Raw genomic sequence first — 24,320 nt, 5'->3', positions numbered from 1 at the left:
TGTCACCTGTATAACCAGTACGCGGTGCTTTCGACATTCGCACCGCTAAGAATGTAACGTTTAAGCGCGGCGGTGTTGCCCATCTGGGTCGCCACCCGCAGTGTCTTCAGCCCGCGCAGCGCGGTCCAGCCCTGAGCTGCCTGCATTAATTCCGCTCCGGCTCCGCGTCCGGCCAGCAGGCCAATCCTTGCCTCGTGCGCGCTGAGCTGGCGCAGGGAGACAAACGCGCGGATATCGCCGCCAGGGGCGCGAAACACCAGACACTGATGATCGAAGGTGCCGCGCACCGCATTTTCAATCCACTGGGCATAGAAACGGCCGCTGGCATCGGCTGCGTACCAGGGCGCGCGAAAACGGCTCTGCGCAAAGGCCAGCGCGGCCAGTTCACGCAGCCGGGGAATATCCGCCTCGGTCGCCGACTCGGCACCACTATCACCATAAGCGGCTGGCGAAAGCGCGAGATCGACCTCGCCCTCCACCAGTCGGAAGCCCAATGCCTGCAGCGCATCCAGGCGTGCGGTATCATCCGCCGCAACTTTCGCCTGCACCCGCGACCAGTTCGCCAGCGCGTCCACCGTCAGCGGCGGCGCATCATCGCCAAAGCGCAGGATAGCGCTATTGACGCCGAAGAAGCGGTTCTCCCACTCCAGGGACTCAATACTGGCGCGGGCGGGCACGGAGTAAATCCAGTAAGTATTGACCGTAGCCGGTTTTTTCCAGCCTTTTCGCCGCGCGCTTCACGCCGTCGTCGTCCAGCCAGCCGTTGCGCCAGGCGATCTCTTCCAGGCAGGCAATCTTGAAACCCTGACGCTTTTCCACCGTTTGCACAAACATGCTGGCTTCGATCAGGCTATCGTGCGTGCCGGTATCGAGCCAGGCAAAACCGCGGCCCAGCAGCTCAACCGTTAGCGCGCCATCGTCGAGATACATTTGATTGATGGAGGTGATCTCCAGCTCGCCGCGCGCCGAGGGTTTAACCCGTTTTGCGTATTCCGCGACTTTACCGTCGTAGAAATAGAGGCCGGTTACCGCCCAGTTGGATTTGGGCTGCTTTGGCTTCTCCTCCAGCGAAATCGCGCGGAAATCGTCATCAAATTCCACCACGCCAAAGCGTTCCGGGTCCATCACCTGATAACCAAACACCGTCGCCCCGGAAGTGCGGGACGCGACGCTACGGAGCTTCGGGCTAAAGCCCTGGCCGAAAAAGATATTATCGCCGAGCACCAGGCATGAGGGCTCACCGTTGAGGAACGCCTCGCCGATGATAAAGGCCTGCGCCAGCCCGTCCGGGCTTGGCTGCGCGGCGTAGCTGAGCTGAACGCCGAACTCCGAACCATCGCCAAGCAGGCGCTGGAAATCGCGCTGGTCGTCCGGGGTGGTAATGATCAGCACTTCGCGAATCCCGGCCAGCATCAGCACCGAGAGCGGATAGTAGATCATCGGCTTATCGTAGATGGGTAGCAGCTGTTTTGAGACGCCGCGCGTGATCGGATGCAGGCGGGTACCCGATCCGCCTGCCAGAATAATACCTTTCATTTTACCCCCTCAAGCGCTCAGGCTTGCAGCCCCAGGCGTTCACCCTGATAGCTGCCGTCCAGCACCTGCTGCCACCAGGCTTCATTAGCCAGGTACCACTCAACGGTTTTGCGCATCCCGCTGGTGAACGTTTCGGCCGGCGTCCAGCCCAGTTCACGCGCTATTTTCGCCGCATCAATAGCGTAGCGCAGGTCGTGGCCGGGACGATCGGCAACAAAGGTGATGAGATCGCGATAGCGCGCAAGGCCTGCCGGTTTGCGCGGCGCCAGCTCTTCCAGCAGATCGCAAATGGTTTCCACTACCTCAATATTTTTCCGCTCGTTATGGCCGCCGATATTGTAAGTTTCGCCCGGCTCACCGCTCGTTGCCACCCGATAGAGCGCCCTGGCGTGATCTTCAACGTACAGCCAGTCGCGGATCTGCTGCCCGTTGCCATAAACCGGCAGCGGTTTACCCGCCAGCGCGTTCAGGATAGTCAGCGGGATCAGTTTTTCCGGGAAATGATACGGTCCGTAGTTATTCGAGCAGTTTGTGACCAGCGTCGGCAGGCCATAGGTTCTCTTCCAGGCGCGCACCAGATGATCGCTGCTGGCTTTCGACGCCGAATAGGGGCTGCTGGGCGCATAGGGCGTGGTTTCGGTAAAAAACGCGCCGCTGTCGTGCAGATCGCCATAGACCTCATCCGTTGAGATGTGGTGGAAACGAAAGGCTGATTTTTTATCGTTCGCCAGCGTATTCCACCAGGCCCTGGCCGCTTCCAGCAGCGTCCAGGTACCGACAATGTTGGTTTCGATAAACGCCGCCGGGCCGTCAATAGAGCGGTCAACGTGGCTTTCAGCGGCCAGATGCATCACCGTATCGGGCTGATAGTGGCGAAATACCCGGTCCAGTTCAGCGCGATCGCAGATATCCACCTGTTCAAAAGCAAAACGCGGATCCCCGGCGACAGGCGCCAGCGACATCAGATTCCCCGCGTAGGTCAGCTTATCAACCACCACCACGTTATCGCTGGTTGCAGTGATGATTTCACGCACCACCGCAGAACCGATAAAACCGGCGCCGCCGGTGACCAGAATCGTTCTCACCGCCAGACCCCTTTGGTATCGACGATAAACTGCTGGCTGACGCTATCCCCGCTAATCGCTTTAAATTCTTTATGATCGACCAGCATCACCAGCACATCGGCGCTCGCCAGCGCTTCGTCGAGCGATGCCAGTGCGCACAAGCCATCAAGCTTCTTCGGCAACTGGTGGATATTCGGCTCAACAACCAGGGTTTCGCCGCCGTGCCAGCGGGCGATTTGTGCGGCAATGGCCATGGCCGGGCTTTCGCGCAGATCATCAATATTCGGCTTAAACGCCAGGCCAAAGCAGGCGATTTTTATCTCGCTGGCGCGTTTGTTGCTGGCGGCAAGACAGTCGGCGACCCGCGCTTTAACTTCATCGATCACCCACTCTGGTTTATGGTCGTTAACTTCACGCGCGGTACGGATAAGCCGCGCCTGCTGCGGGTTTTGCGCCACGATAAACCACGGGTCGACCGCGATGCAGTGGCCGCCAACGCCCGGACCGGGCTGGAGAATGTTCACGCGCGGATGACGATTCGCCAGGCGAATCAGTTCCCAGACGTTAATCCCCTGATCGGCGCAAATTAGCGAAAGTTCATTGGCAAAAGCGATATTAACGTCGCGGAAGCTGTTTTCTGTCAGCTTGCACATTTCGGCGGTGCGAGAGTTAGTCACCACACATTCGCCTTCGAGGAAAATTTTATACAGCTCGCTGGCGCGGGCTGAGCAAACCGGCGACATACCCCCGATCACGCGATCGTTTTTGATCAGCTCAACCATGACCTGACCCGGCAAAACGCGCTCCGGGCAGTAGGCGATATTCACGTCCGCCGCTTCGCCAGCCTGCTGCGGGAAGCTCAAATCGGGGCGCATTTCCGCCAGCCAGTCCGCCATCTGTTCGGTTGAACCTACCGGCGAAGTGGACTCGAGGATAACCAGCGAACCTTTCTTCAGCGTCGGCGCGATAGATTTAGCCGCCGACTCGACGAAAACCATATCCGGTTCGTGCAGGTCTTTAAACGGCGTCGGCACCGCAATCAGATAGGCGTCAGCTTCTACTGGCGCGGTGGTGGCGCTCAGATAGCCCTGCTCGACCGCCGTTTTAACGACGCTCGCCAGATCCGGCTCCACGATATGAATTTCACCACGGTTAATGGTCTCCACGGCGTGTTGATTGACATCAACGCCGACCACCCGCTTTTGCCGGGAGGCGAACGCGGCAGCGGTTGGCAGGCCAATATATCCAAGGCCAATCACTGAAATGGTAGAAAAATTCATAGCGTTACCTGATTATTTTTAAGTGCAGACAAAATACGATGACACGCTTGTCCATCGCCGTACGGGTTATGCGCCCGGCTCATGGCCTGCCAGGCGGACTCATCATGCAGCAAGCGCGTGACTTCATTGACGATGCGCTGGCTGTCGGTACCCACCAGGCATACGGTTCCCGCGCTGACCGCTTCCGGACGCTCGGTCATTTCGCGCATTACCAGCACCGGTTTGCCGAGCGATGGCGCCTCTTCCTGGATACCGCCGGAATCGGTCAGAATCAACCACGCGCGATTCATCAGCCAGACGAACGGCAGATAATCCTGCGGCTCAATAAGCATGACGTTCTCAACGTGGCCGAGAATACGGTTAACCGGTTCGCTGACGTTCGGGTTCAGATGCACCGGATAGACAATCTGTACGTCTGGGTTATTGGCAGCGATCTCTGCCAGCGCGTGGCAGATTTGCTCAAAACCGCGGCCAAAGCTTTCCCGACGATGCCCGGTGACCAGAATCATCTTCTTACCGTTGGCGAGAAAAGGATAACGCTGAGTCAGCTCGTTACGCAGCGCTTCATCGCTCAGTACCCGATCGCGCACCCAAAACAGCGCATCAATAACCGTATTGCCGGTTATCGTGATCCGATTATCGGCAATATTTTCCCGCAGCAGGTTCTGCCGCGAGGTTTCCGTCGGCGCAAAATGGTACGTTGCCAGATGCCCGGTCAACGTGCGGTTCCCCTCTTCCGGCCACGGCGAGCTCAGATCGCCCGTGCGCAGTCCGGCTTCCACGTGCCCCACCGGAATGCGCTGATAGAAAGCGGCAAGGCTTGCCGCCATCGTCGTGGTGGTATCGCCATGCACCAGCACCACATCTGGCTTAAACGACTCCAGCACCGGCTTTAAGCCCTCAAGGATGCGGCAGGTAATCTCCGTCAACCCCTGACCCGGCTGCATGATGTTAAGGTCGTAGTCCGGAACAATAGAAAAAAGTTTCAACACCTGATCGAGCATCTCCCGATGCTGCGCGGTCACGCAAACTTTCGCCTCAAAATGAGGATCCCTTGCCAGCGCATGAACCAGAGGCGCCATTTTGATGGCTTCTGGTCTCGTGCCAAATACCGTTAGTACTTTCACATCGATTCTCTTCGATTAGGCGATGAAGGCTGGATGTCCTTCACCACAGGTCGCATTCACTGGACACGGCGACGCGTTAACGCAACGCCTGCGCCGATGAGCGCGCCCACAATCCCCCACATCACCATCAGAAACGCGCGGCGCGGGCTATCGCGTTTTACCGGTTCTTCAGGCGTTCGCAAATACCTGTAAGTCTGAAAACGCGGGTCCAGGGTCGGTCCCACGTTTAACGTCGTTAACATGGCGCGGCTTTGGTCATAATCAAGATCGTACTGCGGCCCGACCGCCTGCAGATTTTCCAGACGGGCCTGCAGCATCGGCCGGCCCAGTAAAAACAGTTCGGAATCCGGCAGCTGGTCTGGTGGAATGTCGGTTTCGCTGCGGGAAATATTGTGTTGCTGGGCGACTTTCAGCGCCTGCTCCACGCTATGCATGCGGCGATTGAAAATTTCGCGCGCCACCTCTTCCTGGCGCTTAACCTGCGCTTTCATCTGCACGGTTCGCGCGGCCCAGGCGCCCTTAAGCTCGTCATTCAGGTGACCCGCCGCGCGCTGGCTGGCGAAGGCGACATACTGACGCAGCAGATTATTGGCATCCGGGGCGGTTTCCGCCGTCAGCTTCACGCTGTCGTTAACGCTTTTGAGCGCATCGCCGGGCATAAACTGAATGTCGTTAATCAGATCGTCCAGCAAAGCGGCATCGGCGCGGGCGTTACCCGACTGGCGCTGCTTGTAGTAGTCCGTTTGCAGCCAGAAATCGCGGCGGGTATCCCATGACGCCTGCTGCATAATGAACTCTTTATACGCTTCATCCATTACCGAAGGTTGATCGACCGAGACGAGATTGGCCTTGATATCGAGATTGCGTAAAAACTGCTGTTGCGAATAGTACCCGCCCAGCATGTTCACCGTCGGCCGGTCGGTAATTGCCGTCGCGCTCCACTCCTGGCGAGCAAAGAAGGTATAGACCAGAACAATCAGTGCAAAGAGCACCGCGAAACCTGCTATCCAGCTTTTTCCTGCCCACAGGGCGCGAAACAGCCCGCGAATATCCAGCTCATTCTCAACGTTCACTGTTTGTGCTCCCGGTAATGGTTGAGTCATCACGTCCCCAGATTGACTTGGTTAATTTGGATTATTGCCGCTGTGTCGCCGTATTCTGCGTCTAATGCGCTTAACCATGCGCGCCACTTTCCAGGCGCGTTTAATACAGTAGCCATAAAGAAAGAAGGCCACCAAAAAGAGTATTAACATCACCCATTCAGGAACAATACGGGTGTATTCCGCTGCCACCCCAACCAGCGCCAGCAGCGCGGCGGCCAGGGTGATCAGCACGAATGCCTGGCGGGAAGTAAACCCGGCGCGCATGATCAAGTGATGAATATGCTGACGGTCCGGGGAGAACGGACTCATTCCTTTACGCAGGCGGCGGTACATAATCGCCACCATATCCATCAACGGGATCGCAATAATCCATAGCGCAGTGACAGGGCTAATGGGATGCGTCTTTCCCTGCGTGGTCTCCAGCAGGATCCAGATGATAGTGAAGCCAATCATGGTGCTGCCGGCGTCACCCATAAAGACTTTATAGCGACGGCCAAGCGCCCCGAGGTTAAGTAAAATATAGGGCAAAATGGCGGCAATCATCGCAAAACACCACATTGCCAGGCTGTACTGGCCATCAAACCACAGAATGATACCGGTTGCCGCAAAAGAGACGGAGGAGAGGCCGCCCAGCAGGCCATCGATGCCATCAACCATATTGAAGGCGTTGATCGCGGCCCAAACGGCGAAAAGCGTGAGGAAGAAGCCAAAGGGGCCGAGCACCAGCTCCCATGAGCCAAATATAAAGCCGAGGCTACTTAGATGAAGATTTCCCACCATCATCATAATGACGGCGATGGCGGCCTGAATTACCGCGCGAATTTTTACGCTGATATCAAAGCGGTCGTCTAACGCGCCGACCAGCACAAGCACCCCGGCACACCCCAGGTATAACTTTGCGTGGGGAATGTAATAATCGGCGATGGCAAACGTAAAACAAATACCTGCGAAAACTGAAATACCACCGACTAACGGAATCAAACCCTGATGCCGTTTACGATAGTTAGGTTTATCCACGAGCCCAACTCTTTTTGCCGCCTTGCGGGCGACAAATATAAACAGGGTGGTGAATAAGAAAATACTGATTAATTCAGTAATAGCAGTGAGTAAATTCACAACGCATGTGCTCTCAGCATAGTTAATCCGGGAAGTATAACGACGATGCCTCAACTCCAGAAGGGGCAAAGCAGAACATTACAAATTTATTGTAGAAATTTTAGACTGTTAAAGCTGTCTCTGCCTGCCATCCTGCTGCGCACATCATACGTTAACGCCCATTTTGTTTTCCCTTCCTGGATCATACAAACCCGGAAAACAAAACGCCACGCAATAGCGTGGCGTTCTCTGGCTTTTTTAACTTACGAGCGCTTCATCATATCGAAGAAGTCGTCGTTAGTTTTGGTCATCGCCAGTTTATTGATGAGGAATTCCATCGCGTCGATTTCACCCATCGGGTGAATGATTTTACGCAGGATCCACATCTTCTGCAGCTCTTCCTGAGTGGTAAGCAGCTCTTCTTTACGGGTACCGGAACGGTTGTAGTCGATAGCCGGGAAGACGCGTTTCTCAGCGATCTTACGTGAGAGGTGAAGCTCCATGTTACCGGTGCCTTTAAACTCTTCGTAGATAACTTCGTCCATTTTAGAACCGGTATCGATCAGCGCTGTTGCGATGATGGTCAGGCTACCGCCCTCTTCCACGTTACGCGCGGCGCCGAAGAACCGCTTCGGACGATGCAGGGCGTTGGCGTCCACACCACCGGTCAACACTTTACCGGAAGCCGGAACTACGGTGTTGTAGGCGCGCGCCAGACGGGTAATCGAGTCGAGGAGGATGATAACGTCTTTCTTGTGTTCAACCAGACGCTTCGCCTTCTCGATAACCATTTCGGCAACCTGAACGTGGCGAGAGGCCGGTTCGTCAAAGGTAGAAGCAACCACTTCGCCTTTAACCAGACGCTGCATCTCGGTCACTTCTTCCGGACGTTCGTCGATCAGCAGTACCATCAGCACGCAATCAGGATGGTTGTACGCAATGCTCTGCGCAATATTCTGCAGCAGCATGGTTTTACCCGCCTTCGGCGGCGCAACAATCAGACCACGCTGACCGCGGCCGATCGGCGATGCCAGATCCAGCACGCGAGCGGTTAAGTCTTCCGTTGAGCCATTACCGCGTTCCATACGCAGACGTGAATTTGCGTGCAGCGGGGTTAAGTTCTCAAACAGAATCTTGTTACGGGCGTTTTCCGGCTTATCGTAGTTAACTTCGTTAACTTTCAACAACGCAAAGTAACGCTCACCCTCTTTAGGAGGACGAATCTTACCGGAAATGGTGTCACCAGTGCGGAGGTTGAAGCGGCGGATTTGGCTGGGAGATACGTAGATGTCGTCGGGACCGGCGAGGTAGGAGCTGTCTGCTGAACGGAGGAAACCAAATCCATCCTGCAGTATCTCCAGTACGCCATCGCCAAAGATATCTTCGCCACTCTTCGAATGCTGCTTGAGGATGGCAAAAATAATATCCTGCTTACGCATACGGGCCAGGTTTTCCAGCCCCATATTTTCGCCGAGAGTAATCAGCTCAGAAACCGGCGTATTCTTTAATTCGGTAAGATTCATAATGGTGTGGGTTCTTAAACTCGGGGTAATTCTCGAACTTAATGTTGTGAATGGTATGGCAGGAACATCCATGCCTGTTAACGGCCTTCATCTCGTGTCTGTACGTTGCCTGGTCACAGGAAAGAACGCAGAACTGAAACGACTAAACGGAATGAGTGATAAGCCCGGATTATAAGCCTCACGCGCATTTTTGCGGGACGCTTTGGGTAAAACAAGATTCAAACAAAGGTATGTTTAAAACGAAGTCTGAGATTAACTTAGCACGACTCTCGCCGGGCGTCCAGAGATCCGCAAAAAATAGGAGCCTGGACGCCGGAACAGCAAGCCGCTTACGCCAGGTTGGCGTCAAGGAACTCTTTCAGCTGGCCTTTAGACAGCGCGCCGACTTTAGTCGCTGCAACTTCACCATTTTTGAACAGCAGCAGGGTCGGGATGCCGCGAATGCCGTATTTCGGCGCAGTACCCGGGTTCTGATCGATGTTCAGCTTCGCAATGGTCAGTTTGCCCTGATACTCTTCAGCGATCTCATCCAGAATCGGGGCGATCATTTTGCACGGACCACACCACTCTGCCCAGAAATCGACGAGGGTTAGCCCGTCAGCCTTGAGTACGTCCGTGTCAAAACTGTCGTCAGTCAGGTGAATAATTTTATCGCTCATATTTAACTCCACAGGAATAAGCCTGGTGTGTTGGTGTCGCAGTCATCAACGACGTGTCAATGCTACGTTATGCACGCTGTTCTTCAGAATGCCTCTTTTATAACGCTCTGCGTCACAATGTCCATCATGAACTTTGTCCCACAGAAGTTAAAGCAACCAGCGTTCAAACCGGCTTATCGCAGATTTGTCACCCTCGCCTTGCTTAGTAGTCTAAGCTTTCGAAGATTCGTTCAGTTGCCGCAGACGCACCTTGAATAATTTCATACATAGCCAACGAAAGGTTGACGTTATTTCACCGGATACGCTTTCTTAATGCAATAGTTAGCTGATATTCTACCACACTATGAGCAAAACACATTTAACAGAACAGAAGTTTTCCGACTTCGCCCTGCACCCGGCAGTGATTGAAGCCCTTGAAAAAAAAGGGTTTCATAATTGCACACCCATTCAGGCCCTCGCCCTCCCGCTAACGCTGGAAGGTCGCGATGTCGCCGGGCAGGCGCAAACCGGTACCGGTAAAACGATGGCGTTTCTGACGTCAACGTTTCATTATCTTCTCACACACCCGGCTATCGCTGACCGTCAGGTCAATCAGCCGCGGGCGCTAATCATGGCGCCGACGCGTGAACTGGCGGTACAGATCCATGCCGACGCTGAACCACTGGCGCAGGCGACCGGTCTGAAGCTGGGACTCGCGTACGGCGGCGACGGCTACGATAAGCAGCTGAAAGTGCTGGAAAGCGGCGTGGATATTCTGATCGGTACCACCGGTCGCCTTATCGATTACGCTAAACAGAACCATATTAACCTCGGCGCTATACAGGTTGTCGTGCTCGACGAAGCCGATCGCATGTACGATCTCGGCTTTATTAAAGATATTCGTTGGCTGTTCCGCCGTATGCCGCCCGCGAATCAGCGCCTGAACATGCTTTTCTCCGCCACCCTTTCTTATCGCGTACGTGAACTGGCGTTCGAACAAATGAACAACGCCGAGTACGTTGAAGTTGAGCCAGAGCAGAAAACCGGCCACCGAATTAAAGAAGAACTGTTCTACCCTTCCAATGAAGAAAAAATGCGCCTGCTGCAGACGCTGCTGGAAGAAGAGTGGCCCGATCGCGCGATTATTTTCGCCAATACCAAGCATCGCTGTGAAGATATCTGGGGTCACCTGGCGGCGGACGGCCATCGCGTTGGCCTGTTAACCGGCGACGTCGCGCAGAAAAAACGTCTGCGTATTCTCGACGAATTTACCCGCGGCGATATCGATATTCTGGTCGCAACCGACGTAGCTGCTCGCGGTCTGCATATTCCAGCCGTGACGCACGTCTTTAACTACGATCTGCCGGACGATTGCGAAGACTACGTTCACCGTATTGGCCGTACCGGCCGCGCTGGCGCCAGCGGTCACTCCATCAGCCTGGCCTGTGAAGAGTACGCGCTGAACCTTCCGGCGATTGAAACCTATATTGGTCATTCGATTCCGGTGAGCAAATACAATTCGGACGCACTCATGACTGACCTGCCTAAGCCGCTGCGCCTCACGCGCCCGCGTCCGGGCAACGGCCCGCGCCGCAACGGTCCGCCACGTAATCGTCGTCGTTCAGGTTAAAGAAATATGCCATACACAAAATCGTTCAAGCAGCATCAAGGCCGCAAGAAAGCGAATCGCAATAAGCTGACGCTGGTCAGCGATTCGGGTACAGAGAACGCAGCCAAAACAGAGGCAGCTTGAAAGATGAAGTGTATGAGTTCCACCTCGCTCTATGCCGCTATCGATCTGGGATCTAATAGCTTTCATATGCTGGTTGTACGCGAGGTGGCCGGAAGCATCCAGACCCTGAGTCGCATCAAACGCAAAGTACGCCTGGCCGCAGGCCTGAACAGCGACAACACGCTCTCTGCGGAAGCTATGGAACGCGGCTGGCAATGTTTACGCCTGTTTGCCGAGCGTTTGCAGGATATTCCTCCGGCGCAAACCCGCGTGGTGGCTACCGCGACGCTGCGGCTGGCGGTGAACGCCGGCGAGTTTCTGGAGAAAGCGCGGGACATTCTCGGCTGCCCGGTGCAAGTTATCAGCGGTGAAGAGGAAGCACGCCTGATTTATCAGGGTGTGGCCCATACTACCGGCGGTGCAGATCAGCGTCTGGTTGTGGATATTGGCGGCGCCAGTACCGAACTGGTTACCGGCACCGGTGCGCAAACGACCTCGCTTTTCAGCCTGTCGATGGGCTGTGTGACCTGGCTGGAACGCTACTTTGCCGATCGAAGCCTGACCAAAGAGAACTTTAGCCAGGCCGAAACCGCTGCGCGTGAAGTGCTGCGCCCCGTCGCCGATGTTCTGCGCTACCACGGTTGGAAAGTGTGCGTCGGCGCATCCGGCACCGTGCAGGCGTTACAGGAAATCATGATGGCGCAGGGGATGGATGAACGCATCACCTTAGCCAAGCTACAGCAGCTCAAACAGCGCGCGATTCAGTGCGGACGTCTGGAAGAGCTCGAAATTGAAGGCCTGACGCTTGAACGCGCGCTCGTCTTTCCTAGCGGCCTGGCGATTCTGATTGCCATTTTCAGCGAGCTCAATATTCAGTGCATGACTCTCGCGGGCGGGGCACTGCGCGAAGGCCTCGTTTACGGCATGCTGCATCTGTCGGTCGATCAGGATATTCGCAGCCGTACGTTACGCAATATTCAGCGCCGGTTTTTGGTAGATACCGAGCAGGCACAGCGCGTTGCTCAGTTAGCCGCCCATTTCGCTCATCAGGTAGAAAAGAGCTGGGAAATTGAGCCGTTATGCTTTGATTTGCTGCAAAGCGCCTGCCAGTTGCATGAAATCGGTTTGAGCGTGGAGTACAAACAGGCGCCGCTGCACGCCGCCTGGCTGGTGCGCAACCTGGACCTGCCCGGCTTTACCCCCGCGCAAAAGAAGCTGCTGGCGACGTTGCTGTTAAACCAAACCAACGCCGTCGATCTTTCTTCCATTCATCAACAGAATGCGGTGCCGCCGAGAGTCGCTGAGCATATGTGCCGTCTGCTGCGCCTGGCTATTTTATTTGCCAACCGCCGACGCGACGATCTGCTGCCGATGATGACGCTGGCCGCTGAAGATGAGCGCCTGACGCTGACCCTGCCGCAGGGATGGCTGGAAAACCATCCTCTGGGTCGGGAAATGGTCGAGCAGGAGTGCCAGTGGCAGAGCTACGTTCACTGGCCGCTGCAGATTATCGAGGATAGCGCAGCAATGTAGCCCAATGAGGGGAGTATCATGCGAGAAGAACTGGACTTCAAATCGCTGCGTTTTTTTTCCGCCCTCTTCCGTCTGGGCAATGTCTCTCCCGCCGCCGAAGCGCTTAATATCAGCCAGCCGACCGGCAGCTTATTGTTGAAAAAACTTCGCGAGCATTTCGACGATCCCCTGTTTGTGCGAATCGGACAGCGTATGGTGCCCACGCCGCGCGCAGATGATATTGCTCAGACCGTTTTTACTATTCTTCAACTGGTCGATAACCAGCTCCCTGGCAACCCTGAATTTACCCCCCAAACCAGCACACGTAATTTCACTATCGGCATGACTGATATCAGCCAGATGACGTTGTTGCCGCCGTTGCAGGCACAGCTACAGCAGCTTAACGCCGAAGGCATTACTATTTCGGTGCTGAATATCGACGATCAAACATTGGGCGCGCTTGAGTCTGGTAAGTGCGATTTAGCTATAGGCTATCTTAGGCAGCTACCGGATAACATTTACCAGCAGCGCCTGTTTGATCAATCCTACGTATGCCTGACAGCAGAAAACCATCCGCGGATCCGAGCCGCGTTTACCGCCGAGAACTGGCGCCAGGAAAAGCATCTGGCCGTTCACGTCAACGGGACCGGGCATGGAGATATCGATAGATTACTTAACGAGTACGGTATGCCGCGACGCATCGCCCTCACTCTTCCCAGCTTTTTAGGCGCAGGCGAGCTGGTTGCGGGCAGTGAATTGATTGCCGTCGTCCCCGAGCAGCTGGCAAATCATATTATTACTCGCTATCCCTGCTGCAGCTGGCCGCTGCCATTTTCGCTGCCGGAAATTGCTATTCGCCAGGTCTGGCATCAGCGTCTGCACCGCGATCCCGGGCACATCTGGTTGCGGTCGCTGATCGTAAACTTACCCACAACCGGCAGTAGCAAAATTCCCTATTAATTTTCCGGCTCCCGGAGGTCATGCTGTATTAGCTTTTCTGATACCCTGTATTGCATTCTGTTTATTGCTGCCAGTACGTAAAAAATCCTATTCTCCTCGCATCAGGTCATATTAAAACCAAATAGAGGAATAGAGTATGCGTGGAAAAATCGCGTTAGAAGAACACGTTTCAACACCTAAAAACAATAGCCTTTGGGACTCTACTGGTGAAGCCTCAAGAAACGGTTCAGAATATATGATGGACGTTGATCGCCGCTTATTAGATCGTAGCTATCAACTGGATGAAATGGCCCAGAGAAATATCGACCATGTTATTCTTTCTCTAACTTCCCCTGGCGCCCAATCTATTTTGGATAAAGCCACAGCCGTATCTTTTGCGCGCGAAACCAACGACTACATCATCGAGAATTATGTTAAACCTAATCCGGATAAATTTAGCGCATTCGCTACTCTGGCATTACAAAACCCCGAAGCTGCGGCCGAAGAACTGGAACGTGCGGTAAAAAAATTGGGCATGAAAGGCGCGCTGATTAACGGTTACACCAACGTCAAGGATAATGAGCACGGTCTGTACCTGGATGATGAATCAATGCTGGTATTCTGGGATAAAGTCAACGAACTGAACGTTCCCGTTTATCTGCATCCGCGTGAGCCCTTAGAAGGCCCGGCGCGCGGCATCTACACCGGTTATGAAAGCCTGATCGGATCCGCCTGGGGCTTTGCCCAGGAAACCGCGGTTCATGCGATTCGCCTGATGATGAGCGGGTTGTTCGATCGCTATCCCAACCTGAATCTGGTGTTGGGTCACTCAGGCGAAGGCCTGGTTCATATGCTGCCACGCACCCAACACCGTCTCTATCGTCAGCGTTTCGGCTGCGGCCTGGGCAAAGCAGAAAAACCGTTAATGCACTATTTGCAGAATAACTTTATCGTCACCACCAGCGGCCATTTTAATACCTACTCTCTGCAAAATGCGCTAGCTATTATGGGTCCGGATCGCGTGATGTTCTCCGTCGATTATCCGTATGAAGATATTCATCAGGCCTGTGATTGGTTCGATCCTCTGGAAATGGATAGTGAACTGAAGAATAAAATCGCCTGGGGTAATGCCAGCCGCGTATTTAATATTAAATAATTCCATCCAGTATTAATGAAAGGGCCTGATAACAGGCCCTTTCAATTATGGAGAATATATCATGCCGGTAGGAATCTTTGTTTGCAGTGGCTCACTACTTGTCGGCGCAATTTTTGGCGCATCACTCAATCGATTTATTCCCGAACATTTAAAAAAGACCTTACCTTTAATCGCCGGGTTAATTTCTATTAGCATGGGCGTGTTTTTTCTCAATAAGCTGATGAATCTGCCGCCCATTGCCCTGGCTGTCATCGTCGGCACCATTATCGGTAGCCTGCTGCATATCGAAAAAGTTATCGAAAATGCTGGTATAAAGCTTCGGGGCCCCGTTGAGAAAGTATTTCCCGGCAAAGGCAGTGCCGATATTGATCCCCAGGATTTCACTAATCAGTTTATCGCCGTACTGATCCTGTTTTGCGCCAGCGGAACCGGTATTTTTGGCGCATTAACCGAAGGTATGACAGGAGATGCGACCATACTGCTCACCAAATCCATTCTCGACTTTTTCACCGCCGCTATTTTTGCCTCCGCGCTGGGGTACATCATCGCCGTTATCTTTGTGCCCCAGCTTATTGTATTCGCGATCCTTTTCTTCGCCGCCAGCGTTATTATGGCGTTAATCACCCCTTCAATGATCGCGGATTTTACTGCCTGCGGCGGCATCATCATGCTGGCAACGGGCTTTCGACTCTGCGGGATTCGCGCTTTTCCGACGGCGAACATGCTGCCATCGCTACTGCTGGTGATGCCCTTCTCCGCCGCCTGGCAACAGTTGATCGTCTGAACGCTATGCTACCAGCATCGCCCGGATGCTGGTGTTACGCGTCTTTTTTGTGAGCGCTGCCCGGTTTACCGCCAGACGCAGACTGGAGTTTCACCCGGAAATCAAAGTTAAAGTAATTGCTCAGGCAAAATGCAGTACCGTACTCAAGCACCTCTCCCTGAGCATTACGACTTTTCAGCGTAATTTTCATCAATGGCACGCCTTGCGGCAGGTCGAGCAAATTCAGTTCTTCGCCGGAAGGGATATGTACCGTGAGTGAGTAGTCCTGGAGATCGGGAAAAATATTATTTTCCGCCCAGTGCGCGTACAGCGACCCTTCAAGCAGATCCGGACGGGGTAAAAAACGCTCGGGAATAAACATGGTTTCGATGGAGACCGGAAGCGCATCGACTAAACGCACGCGTTTTATTTTCGCCACCCGATCGCCGACGGCGATCTCCAGTTCACGAGCCAAAAAATCATCCGCCGCCAGTTTTTCCCTCACCAGCCATCGGTTAGATACCGTCCCCGAATTTTGCAGCTGGGCAGAAAATCCCCCGCTGGCAAGGTTATAGCTTACCGGCAAATTGACCTCGGTACCCTTTCCGTGACGCTTAATCACCAGCCCGGCTTCCAGCAGGGCATCCAGCGCCTTCACCACCGTCACGCGCGAGAGCTCAAGCGTCTGCGACATTTTACGTTCTGAGGGCAAAATACTGCCGTGCGTCAGCAGCCGCTCCGTCATTGCCGCTTCAATGGCTTGTTTAAGTTGAATATAAAGCGGCGCGGGGGCCTCTGCATTCAGACGCCCTTTTATATACTCAAGCAACGGTTGCGACATCGTTTCGTGGCCTTCCGGAATTTAGTAGCAGTGGATTTATCCTAGTGGATCCATACTGGAATTAGTAGCCCCATCATAACGTCTCCCCGCCCTTTTGAGCGCCGCATTTTTCTTGCAGAATGCGCCTGCGATCACAGCATGACCATAAAGGACTTTAACTGGACTTAATCTGGATCTATTTTTAGGATAACTTTTATTCACTTGTTTCCGGGAGTCGACGATGTCTGATATTCGCCCTACTAATACCGCCGAAAGCCGCATCCTTGGCTGTCTTTACGGGCAAGCCATCGGTGATGCGATGGGCATGCCTTCCGAACTGTGGCCTAAACGCCGCATTATCAATCACTTTGGTTGGATTGAACGCTTCCTTCCTGGACCGAAAGAGAATATTGCGGCCTGCGAATTTCACGCCGCAGAGTTTACCGATGACACCCATCAGTGCATCGCACTAATGGATGCCCTGAATGATACCAACGGTGTGACCGATCCACTGGCTATTGCCAGGCATATTCTGCTATGGGCCAGACGCTGCCAGGCTTTTGAAAAAAATATTCTCGGCCCAACCTCGAAGGCCTCCCTGCTGGCGCTTGAACAGGGGCAAGCGCTCGATGAGATCGCGGCCAACGGCGTGACCAACGGTGCGGCAATGCGCGTGGCGCCCATGGGCTGTCTGCTGCCGACCCGGAATAAGGCATTTTTCATTGAGCAAGTTCGCCTCTCCTGCCTGCCGACGCACAAATCAGATATCGCCATCGCCGGCGCGGTAGTTATCGCCTGGGCGATCAGTCGCGCCATTGAAGGAGCCGGATGGCTGTTAATTAAAACGGAGCTGGCATCGCTCGCCAATGAAACCCAGCGCCAGTATGAGTCCACTTTTAGTCCACTTCTCGGTAACCGAATTAATCTCGCGCTGACCACGATCGCCAGCGAAACCGACCATCTGACAGGAATTGAACGTATTTATGAGGATATCGGCGCCGGAATGGATATTATCGAGTCTGTCCCCGCGGCGATTGCGCTGGTCGAGCTGGCAAAAACGCAGCCTATGAAATGCGCTATGCTGGCGGCCAATTTAGGCGGCGACACCGACACGATAGGCGCGATGGCAACCGCCATCTGCGGCGCGCTTCATGGCATAGAGGCGTTTCCTGAGGAACATATCCAACAGATTAATCGGGCCAATAGCATAGACTTCGCGCCTTACGCACAGCGGCTTGCAGGATACCGCTTCGCTTAATTGACAGAGGGCATCAATATGGACAGCAAAGCTTCATACGATGGAAATATCCAGACAGCAGATCCCGGAATGGCGGAGTTGGGGATTGATCTGGTCCCCCCGGTCCACCAGACCCAAAAACCGATCCAGCTATTTTTCGTCTGGTGCGCCGCAAACATCGGCATTCTTGGCGTCGTTTACGGCGCAGTCATTGTATCGTTCGGCCTCTCCTTCTGGCAGTCGATTCTTGCCGCCGTGGCGGGCGTCGCCTCCTTTGCGCTGGTCGGCGTCACCAGTATCGCCGGAAAAATCGGCCGCACCACGACGCTGACGCTTTCACGCGTCATTTTTGGCAAGCGCGGCAACATTGCACCTACCAGCTTCTGCTGGGTAAACCTGATGGGCTGGGAGTCGGTCAATATCATTACCGGTACGCTCACCCTCGTTGCGCTGTTTGCCGCCATGGGTTTTGAAGAGAGCCTGACCACCACCGCGCTGTCGCTTTTTCTGTTTGGCGGCCTGACCGTGCTGGTTAGCGTGCTCGGCCAAAATGCCGTGCTGATGATGCAAAAGTGGATCACCCGCATCTTTGGCGCCATGACGCTGCTGGTCGTCATTTATCTGCTCTTCACCGCGGACTGGCAGGCCATACTCGCGCTGCCGTCAGGTAGCTGGCTGACGGGCTTTCTACCGGCGGTCTCTATTATTGCCGCGGGCACCGGCATCAGCTGGGCGATCGCCGGCGCCGACTATAGCCGCGATCAGCGCCCTGACTCCGGCGAAAAGGGGATTTTCCTCGCCGTTGTCAGCGGCGCAGCCCTTCCCCTGCTGCTGCTAATGCTGACCGGAATACTGCTCACCGCCCAAATCCCCGATCTGGCCTCCAGCGAAAACCCCATTTCAGCGATCGGTAAACTGCTGCCTTCATGGATGGCAATCCCCTATCTGGCTGCAGCTACCGCCGGGGTTGTGACTATCGCCGTGCTGAGTCTCTATTCCGCCAGCCTTAACCTGTTAAGCATGGGAATTAAACTACAGCAGCGTTCCGCCGTAGCCATTGATGCCGTGCTGGTTCTGGGGATCGCCCTCTACGTGCTGTTTGTCTCGAAAGATTTTCTCGGGCCATTCATCGCGTTTCTGATTTTCTGCGGCGTATTTCTTGCCGCCTGGGCCGCCATCTTTATGGTCGATTTTTATCGGATGCGCCGCCGTGTCGGCTATTCTGAAGCTGATTTGTTCAGAGAAAGCGGTGCCAACCGTACCGCGCTGGGCTGCTGGATTGTCGGCGCGCTGGCTGGGTTGATGGTCTCTAAAACCGGGTTTATCGACGGACCTTTCGCGGTCGGCATTTTCGCGGACTCCAGCCTCGGGCTATTCGTCTCTTTTATTCTGAGCCTGGTGCTCTATCTTGTCTTCGGACCAAAAAAGGGGGACAGCCGTGACAATCAGCGCTGACCAGCTATCGCCGCGGCGGCCGATCGTGGTGATCGGCGCCGCTTTTGGCGACATAATTCTCCATCTCGATGCGCTGCCGCAAAGCGGTAGCGATGTCCCCGCGCGCGACGGCGGACGGCAGATTGGCGGCTGCGCGTTTAACGTCGCCCGTGCGCTCTCGCGCCTCGAGCTGTTTCCCGTTAACGCCATACCGGTAGGCAATGGCGACTGGGGGCAGGCCGTTGCGCAAAAAATGGCGCTGGAAAACTTGCCCGTCCTCTTGCGTCATCCCACCCACGATAACGGCTGGTGTCTGGCTCTTGTTGAAGCCGACAAAGAGCGGACGTTTATCACCATTGAGGGCTGCGAACAGCACTGGACTGATGAACTATTAGCGCAAATACCGCTGCCGAATGACGCGATTATTTACGTCTCGGGCTACGAACTGGCCAGCGAAGCGCTGCGCCAGTGGCTCCTTGCCCAGGCAGAAGATAAAACGCTGTTTGTCGATTTTGGCCCACGCCTGGGCGATCTGGATATTCGCTTTATTCAGGCGCTGCTGCGCAAACGCCCCGTTCTCACCCTTAATCGCGATGAACTTAGGGTGCTATGCGCGCGTTTATACGATCGGGATGGCGCCACGCTTGACGACGCCACTCGGCTCGCCAGCGACTGGCAGCTACGAGCAATTTGTCGGTTTGATAAGGATGGTGCGTGGGTAGTTGAACCTGACGCGCAACCGCAGCATATTCCGGCCTACCGTGTACAGGTTCACGACACGATTGCCGCAGGAGACAGCCACTGTGCCGGTACTATCGCCGGGCTGGCCTGCGGGATGGATCTGCAGCAGGCAACGCGGCTGGGCAATCAAGTGGCGGCCATTGTTGTCAGCAAACCTGGTTCAGACGGCGCTCCGAATCGCGAAGAGCTACGCCAGTTCCAGCGTCGAGAGGGCAACGGCCGCTAGCCGCTATTTACGCGCTTTCGCCAGCATCGCCCGGATGTTGGCGACGTTCGCTTGCCCTTTATGCATGCGCTCTTCCGGCGAAATAACTTTGCGCTCCTGCTCCCAAATCAGATCATCCTGCGGCAGTTCCAGCAGAAAACGGCTCGGCTCCGGCCGCACCAGTTCGCCGTACTGACGGCGCTCTTTGCACAGGGTAAAAGTCAGCTCTTTCTGCGCGCGGGTGATACCAACGTAGGCAAGGCGACGCTCTTCATCGACGTTGTCTTCATCAATGCTGCTCTGGTGCGGCAGCAGCCCCTCTTCCATACCAACCAGATAGACGTAGGGAAACTCCAGCCCCTTTGACGCGTGAAGCGTCATTAGCTGCACCTGATCCGTCTCCTCATCCGACTCGCCGCGCTCCATCATGTCGCGGAGGGTAAAGCGGGTAACGACCTGGGTAAGCGTCATCGGTTCATCGATCTCGCTGCCTTCGAGCATTTCGGTCATCCACGTGAACAGCGTATTGACGTTTTTCATCCGCATCTCGGCGGCTTTCGGGCTGGGCGAGGTCTCATAAAGCCAGGATTCATAATCCACGCCGCGGATCAGATCGCGGACAGCCGCAATCGGCTCGCGCTCGGAAAGCTGTTGAATCTCACGCAGCCAGTGGGTGAAGCGGGTCAAAGACTCGTAGCCGCGTCCGCTCAGCGTCTGGGTCAAACCCATGTCGAAGCTGGCGGTAAACATGCTTTTATTGCGTCCCATCGCCCATTCGCCCAGCTTTTTCAGGGTCGCCGAACCGATCTCGCGCTTTGGCGTATTGACGATACGCATGAAGGCGCTGTCATCATCAGGGTTAGTCAGCACGCGCAGATAGGCCAGCAGGTCTTTAATTTCCGGGCGGGAAAAGAACGACGTGCCGCCGGAAATTTTGTACGGGATGCGGTTCTGCATCAGCATCTTTTCAAAAACCCGCGACTGATGGTTGCCGCGATACAGGATCGCGTAGTCCTTATAGGCGGTTTTATTAATAAAGTGATGAGCGATGAGTTCACCGGCAACGCGCTCCGCCTCATGGTCTTCGTTATTGGCGGAGAGCACCTTCAGCTCTACGCCATAGCCCAGTTCGGAAAACAGGCGCTTCTCGAAAACGTGCGGATTATTGGCGATCAGGATGTTCGCCGCCTTCAGGATGCGCCCTGATGAGCGATAGTTTTGCTCCAGCTTGATCACCTGCAGCGCCGGGAAATCCTGGCTTAGCAGTACCAGATTCTGCGGCCGCGCGCCGCGCCAGGAGTAGATCGACTGATCGTCATCGCCGACCACGGTAAAGCGCGCCCGCTGTCCCACCAGCAGTTTTACCAGCTCGTACTGGCTGGTATTGGTGTCCTGGTATTCATCCACCAGCAGATAACGGATCTTATTCTGCCAGCGTTCCCGCACCTCTTCGTTACGCTGCAGCAGCAGCGTTGGCAGGAGGATCAGATCGTCGAAATCGAGTACGTTGCAGGCTTTCATGTGCGCATCGTACAGGCCGTAGCAGTGAGCGAAGATCCGATCCCGCTCCCCTTTCGCGCCGGCGGCGGCCTGAGAAGGTGTTTTCAGATCGTTTTTCCAGTTGGAGATCGTGGAGATCAGCTGCTGAAGCACCACTTTATCGTCTTCGATCAGCCCCTCGGTGAGCTCTTTTAACAGCGCGACCTGGTCAGTATCGTCGAACAGCGAGAAGTTTGATTTCATCCCTAACGCGGCGTATTCGCGCTTGATAATGTCCAGCCCCAGCGTATGGAAGGTGGAAATCATCAGCCCGCGCGCCTCTTTGCGCCCCAGCGTTTGCCCGACGCGCTCTTTCATTTCGCGCGCCGCCTTATTGGTAAAGGTGACTGCCGCAATATGGCGCGCCTGATAGCCGCAGCCGCGGATCAGGTGGGCGATTTTATTGGTAATAACGCGGGTCTTACCGGAACCGGCACCCGCCAGCACCAGGCACGGTCCGGTAACGAATTCGACGGCTTGTTGTTGGCCAGGGTTTAAACGCATGGGAGTCTTTTGCTCAATCTTCGAACGGGGTGGGGATTGTAGCAGAAAGAGGGGCACAGAGAGCAACAGGCTGCCCTTTCAGGCAGCCTGTAAATCGCTAAATCAGGATCCGGCGGCGGCAAGCGGCGCATAGCCATTATGCTGCGCGCTCTTGATCCAGCTGTATGAGCCCATGACCGCGATAGCCGTCAGCAGAACATACTCAAGCGACATTGCGTAAACGCCCTGTACCGCGTAGATAACCACGCTAATCACGTCGATAACGACCCACAGCAGCCAGTTTTCGACAAACTTACGCGTCATCAGTACCATGGCGGCAATTGACAACACCAGCATGGTGGAATCCCAGAACGGGAAGGCGTCGGGCTGGAGGTCGGGCATCGCCACCTGCATGCCGAACGTTTGCAGCAGGGCAATCATGATGCGGGTCAGCATCGCAAACACCGGATCGATAAACAGCGTCATTAGCACGATCGCCACCGCGCAAACGGCGCCCAGCACCAGCGTTTGCTGACGGGAAAGCCAGCGAACCTTGAGCGTAGCTTCCTGCGCCTCGTTTTGCCGGCTCCATGCGTACCAGCCGTAAATGTTGGCGGCGAAGAAAAATACCTGCAGCAGCAGGCTGGCATAGAGCTGAATCTGGAAGAAAATGGCCGCAAACAGCGTGACGTTAATCAGGCCAAACAGATAATTGATGATTTTTTCCCGGCTTGCGCACCAGATGCACAGCAGGCCGAATACGGTACCGATGGCTTCAATCCACGATAGCGCATAGCCGCCTTCGCCGAGAGGAATATTGACCATCACATTGTTAATGCTAAAAAAGTCCATCATAAACCTCCTTGCTGGCTAGCGGAATAAATGGCGCGCAGCGCCAGAGTAATTTGCCGTTCTTCGCCCTGCTGGCACAGAGCCTCCTGCTGAACATAATCATTGATGCTGCTATCCAGGCAACCGTTGTGGGCAACTACTACGTTGAGCAATGAGGCTGTACGTAACCCGCGCAGCGCGCCGATGGTCATCAGGGCGGCGCTTTCCATATCTGCACCCAGAATGCCAAGCGCCGACCATTGTGCATCCAGCTCCGCCTCGCGATCGGTATAAAAACTGTCATGGCTGCGCACCAGTCCGCACGCGGCGGGGATATTCATTTGCCGCGCCTGCGCCATCAGCTCCCAGGTCAGCTGCGGGTCGGCGCAGGCCGGATAGCCTGCCGGCGCATAGGTTCGGCTGGTGCCGTCATCCATAACCGCGCCGTGGGCGATAATTACGTCGCCGAGCGCAAGATTATCCTGCAGGGCGCCGCAGCTGCCGATACGAATCAGGGTCGTAACGCCGATCTGGCGCAGCTCTTCAATGGCGATCGCAGTGGAGGGGCCGCCAATTCCGGTGGAGAGCACCAAAATTTCCACGCCCTGGTACCAGCCGCGTGCGGCGCGAAACTCCCGGTTCTGACCGAGCGGCTCGGGATTATCAAGAAAACTGACGATACGGTCGACCCTCTGGGGGTCGCCCGGCAGCAGCGCGTACCGCGCGCCGGTCATCTCTTTGTTTAACTGGATATGGGGTTGCAGCGACATACTCGCGCCTCCTTCACTCTTGCGGTTATCCGATATCAGCCTCCTGTTTAAGTTTTTCAGGAGCTAACAACACAATGCGTTCACCATCGGTATCAATAATTTGTAGCGCTTTCAGATCATGCAAAATACGGTTAATACTGCGGGTCGTCGCCGCAAATTCCTGGCTGAGATTCTGCTTATCCAGCAAGATTTCATTGGCGCCATCCTGCTGATAACGCAGCCATAGGGCCTGGCACACCCGCTGATGCAACGAATAAAGATTGTCGCTGCTGGCCTTTTTCGACAGCTGGTAATATTGCTGGCTAAAGAAGCGCAGCATCCGCTGGTTAAAATGGTTATCTAACGCCAGCCAGCGGCAGAAATATTCCTGTGACAGGCTGAGAAGCTGCACATGTCCCACCGCCGCCACCGAGCAGATGTACTGACGCGACTCAAAGATCTCGAGCTCGCCCACCATATCGCCTTTTCGGTAGCGGGCCTGGCGATAGCGGCGCCCATCTTCAGCCTCGTAGAAAACATCCACCTCACCGGCGATAATCAGCGAAAAGCGCTGACACACCTCCCCCTGTCGACAGATCAAATCGCCGCGCGGGATCTCTTCGAAGCGCCAGCGCTGCATGATCTCGAGAGGACAATATTTTAGTAATTCATAGAGCTGTGGATCGCTCACGATCTCACTCAGCCCCGAAAGCCAGCCAACTGAAAATTCAGGTTTTTTCATTGTATCCATGTTATCTCGCTCCAGGATTATAAGGACAGGACGGCTGTCCCTGGCCAGAGGGAATACGCCGG

At 55.0% G+C, this 24,320-nt stretch carries 22 protein-coding genes; 8 read left to right on the top strand and 14 right to left on the bottom strand.

Features of this window, described 5'->3' with window-relative positions:
• Nucleotides 1-2: 2 nt before the first annotated feature.
• The 9 genes from rffC to trxA all read right to left on the bottom strand — a co-directional run bounded on the left by rffC (nt 3) and on the right by trxA (nt 9,387).
• Entirely contained in the window at nt 3-677 is a 675-nt protein-coding gene (gene rffC / locus ABLV12_RS10500) for a dTDP-4-amino-4,6-dideoxy-D-galactose acyltransferase (RefSeq protein ID WP_064398893.1), read from the bottom strand.
• Nucleotides 655-1,536 (bottom strand): glucose-1-phosphate thymidylyltransferase RfbA, encoded by an 882-nt coding sequence (rfbA, locus tag ABLV12_RS10495; protein WP_004107659.1) that lies wholly within the window; start codon nt 1,534-1,536, stop codon nt 655-657. Before rfbA ends, rffC begins: the two co-directional genes overlap by 23 nt.
• Before the next feature lie 17 nt (nt 1,537-1,553).
• Complete coding sequence (rffG, locus tag ABLV12_RS10490; protein ID WP_070555236.1) at nt 1,554-2,621, bottom strand: dTDP-glucose 4,6-dehydratase; 1,068 nt, start codon at nt 2,619-2,621, stop codon at nt 1,554-1,556.
• A complete protein-coding gene (gene wecC / locus ABLV12_RS10485) occupies nt 2,618-3,880 on the bottom strand; it encodes a UDP-N-acetyl-D-mannosamine dehydrogenase (RefSeq protein ID WP_064343654.1) in 1,263 nt (420 codons plus the stop codon). The genes rffG and wecC overlap by 4 nt, the downstream gene beginning before the upstream one ends.
• Nucleotides 3,877-5,007, bottom strand: coding sequence for a UDP-N-acetylglucosamine 2-epimerase (non-hydrolyzing) (gene wecB / locus ABLV12_RS10480; protein WP_004107651.1), 1,131 nt, complete (start codon nt 5,005-5,007; stop codon nt 3,877-3,879). Before wecB ends, wecC begins: the two co-directional genes overlap by 4 nt.
• A 56-nt stretch (nt 5,008-5,063) precedes the next feature.
• Nucleotides 5,064-6,110 carry an ECA polysaccharide chain length modulation protein gene (gene wzzE / locus ABLV12_RS10475; RefSeq protein WP_024274881.1) on the bottom strand — a complete coding sequence of 349 codons (1,047 nt, stop codon included), beginning with the start codon at nt 6,108-6,110 and terminating at the stop codon, nt 5,064-5,066.
• 21 nt (nt 6,111-6,131) lie between these two features.
• A complete protein-coding gene (wecA, locus tag ABLV12_RS10470) occupies nt 6,132-7,226 on the bottom strand; it encodes a UDP-N-acetylglucosamine--undecaprenyl-phosphate N-acetylglucosaminephosphotransferase (RefSeq protein ID WP_004107647.1) in 1,095 nt (364 codons plus the stop codon).
• Between the two features lie 242 nt (nt 7,227-7,468).
• Nucleotides 7,469-8,728 carry a transcription termination factor Rho gene (gene rho / locus ABLV12_RS10465; protein WP_002883293.1) on the bottom strand — a complete coding sequence of 420 codons (1,260 nt, stop codon included), beginning with the start codon at nt 8,726-8,728 and terminating at the stop codon, nt 7,469-7,471.
• Between the two features lie 329 nt (nt 8,729-9,057).
• On the bottom strand, nt 9,058-9,387 hold the full coding sequence (gene trxA, locus ABLV12_RS10460; RefSeq protein ID WP_004097507.1) for a thioredoxin TrxA: 330 nt from the start codon (nt 9,385-9,387) through the stop codon (nt 9,058-9,060).
• Between the two features lie 343 nt (nt 9,388-9,730).
• Between trxA and rhlB the strand changes: the two genes are divergently transcribed.
• The 5 genes from rhlB to ABLV12_RS10435 all read left to right on the top strand — a co-directional run bounded on the left by rhlB (nt 9,731) and on the right by ABLV12_RS10435 (nt 15,489).
• Entirely contained in the window at nt 9,731-10,996 is a 1,266-nt protein-coding gene (rhlB, locus tag ABLV12_RS10455; protein WP_004107637.1) for an ATP-dependent RNA helicase RhlB, read from the top strand.
• 126 nt (nt 10,997-11,122) lie between these two features.
• On the top strand, nt 11,123-12,631 hold the full coding sequence (gppA, locus tag ABLV12_RS10450) for a guanosine-5'-triphosphate,3'-diphosphate diphosphatase (RefSeq protein WP_023329098.1): 1,509 nt from the start codon (nt 11,123-11,125) through the stop codon (nt 12,629-12,631).
• An 18-nt stretch (nt 12,632-12,649) separates the two neighbouring features.
• Nucleotides 12,650-13,570, top strand: coding sequence for a LysR family transcriptional regulator (locus tag ABLV12_RS10445; protein ID WP_196558224.1), 921 nt, complete (start codon nt 12,650-12,652; stop codon nt 13,568-13,570).
• A gap of 136 nt (nt 13,571-13,706) precedes the next feature.
• The gene (locus ABLV12_RS10440; protein WP_348867027.1) at nt 13,707-14,705 is read left to right on the top strand and encodes an amidohydrolase family protein; all 999 of its coding nucleotides are present in this window, start codon (nt 13,707-13,709) and stop codon (nt 14,703-14,705) included.
• 61 nt (nt 14,706-14,766) lie between these two features.
• Nucleotides 14,767-15,489 (top strand): DUF554 domain-containing protein, encoded by a 723-nt coding sequence (locus tag ABLV12_RS10435; RefSeq protein WP_142448337.1) that lies wholly within the window; start codon nt 14,767-14,769, stop codon nt 15,487-15,489.
• 34 nt (nt 15,490-15,523) lie between these two features.
• Here the strand turns inward: ABLV12_RS10435 and ABLV12_RS10430 are convergent, their stop codons facing one another.
• Complete coding sequence (locus ABLV12_RS10430) at nt 15,524-16,309, bottom strand: GntR family transcriptional regulator (protein WP_004107628.1); 786 nt, start codon at nt 16,307-16,309, stop codon at nt 15,524-15,526.
• A gap of 220 nt (nt 16,310-16,529) precedes the next feature.
• On the opposite strand from ABLV12_RS10430, the gene ABLV12_RS10425 reads away from it, so the two are divergent.
• Genes ABLV12_RS10425 through ABLV12_RS10415 form a run of 3 tightly spaced genes read left to right on the top strand, consistent with a single transcriptional unit; the run spans nt 16,530 to nt 19,926 of the window.
• Nucleotides 16,530-17,546 carry an ADP-ribosylglycohydrolase family protein gene (locus ABLV12_RS10425; protein ID WP_004107627.1) on the top strand — a complete coding sequence of 339 codons (1,017 nt, stop codon included), beginning with the start codon at nt 16,530-16,532 and terminating at the stop codon, nt 17,544-17,546.
• A gap of 18 nt (nt 17,547-17,564) precedes the next feature.
• Nucleotides 17,565-18,980, top strand: coding sequence for a cytosine permease (locus tag ABLV12_RS10420; RefSeq protein ID WP_016808202.1), 1,416 nt, complete (start codon nt 17,565-17,567; stop codon nt 18,978-18,980).
• On the top strand, nt 18,964-19,926 hold the full coding sequence (locus tag ABLV12_RS10415; protein ID WP_023329096.1) for a PfkB family carbohydrate kinase: 963 nt from the start codon (nt 18,964-18,966) through the stop codon (nt 19,924-19,926). Before ABLV12_RS10420 ends, ABLV12_RS10415 begins: the two co-directional genes overlap by 17 nt.
• Nucleotides 19,927-19,929: 3 nt before the next feature.
• Here ABLV12_RS10415 and rep read toward each other — a convergent pair whose 3' ends face one another.
• The 4 genes from rep to ABLV12_RS10395 form a co-directional block, all read right to left on the bottom strand.
• Entirely contained in the window at nt 19,930-21,948 is a 2,019-nt protein-coding gene (rep, locus tag ABLV12_RS10410) for a DNA helicase Rep (protein ID WP_016808201.1), read from the bottom strand.
• A gap of 102 nt (nt 21,949-22,050) precedes the next feature.
• Nucleotides 22,051-22,779: a nicotinamide riboside transporter PnuC gene (gene pnuC, locus ABLV12_RS10405; protein WP_064398882.1), complete on the bottom strand. Its 729-nt coding sequence runs from the start codon at nt 22,777-22,779 to the stop codon at nt 22,051-22,053.
• Nucleotides 22,779-23,528: a nucleoside phosphorylase gene (locus ABLV12_RS10400; protein WP_004107619.1), complete on the bottom strand. Its 750-nt coding sequence runs from the start codon at nt 23,526-23,528 to the stop codon at nt 22,779-22,781. Before ABLV12_RS10400 ends, pnuC begins: the two co-directional genes overlap by 1 nt.
• Before the next feature lie 25 nt (nt 23,529-23,553).
• Nucleotides 23,554-24,258: a Crp/Fnr family transcriptional regulator gene (locus ABLV12_RS10395; RefSeq protein WP_064373722.1), complete on the bottom strand. Its 705-nt coding sequence runs from the start codon at nt 24,256-24,258 to the stop codon at nt 23,554-23,556.
• Nucleotides 24,259-24,320 lie beyond the last annotated feature (62 nt).

The sequence above is a fragment of the Klebsiella sp. CN_Kp100 genome (assembly GCF_040065315.1).
Taxonomy (GTDB): Bacteria; Pseudomonadota; Gammaproteobacteria; order Enterobacterales; family Enterobacteriaceae; genus Klebsiella; species Klebsiella oxytoca.
Note: the sequence above shows the minus strand (reverse complement) of the source record. Positions and strands in the feature narration are given on the sequence as shown.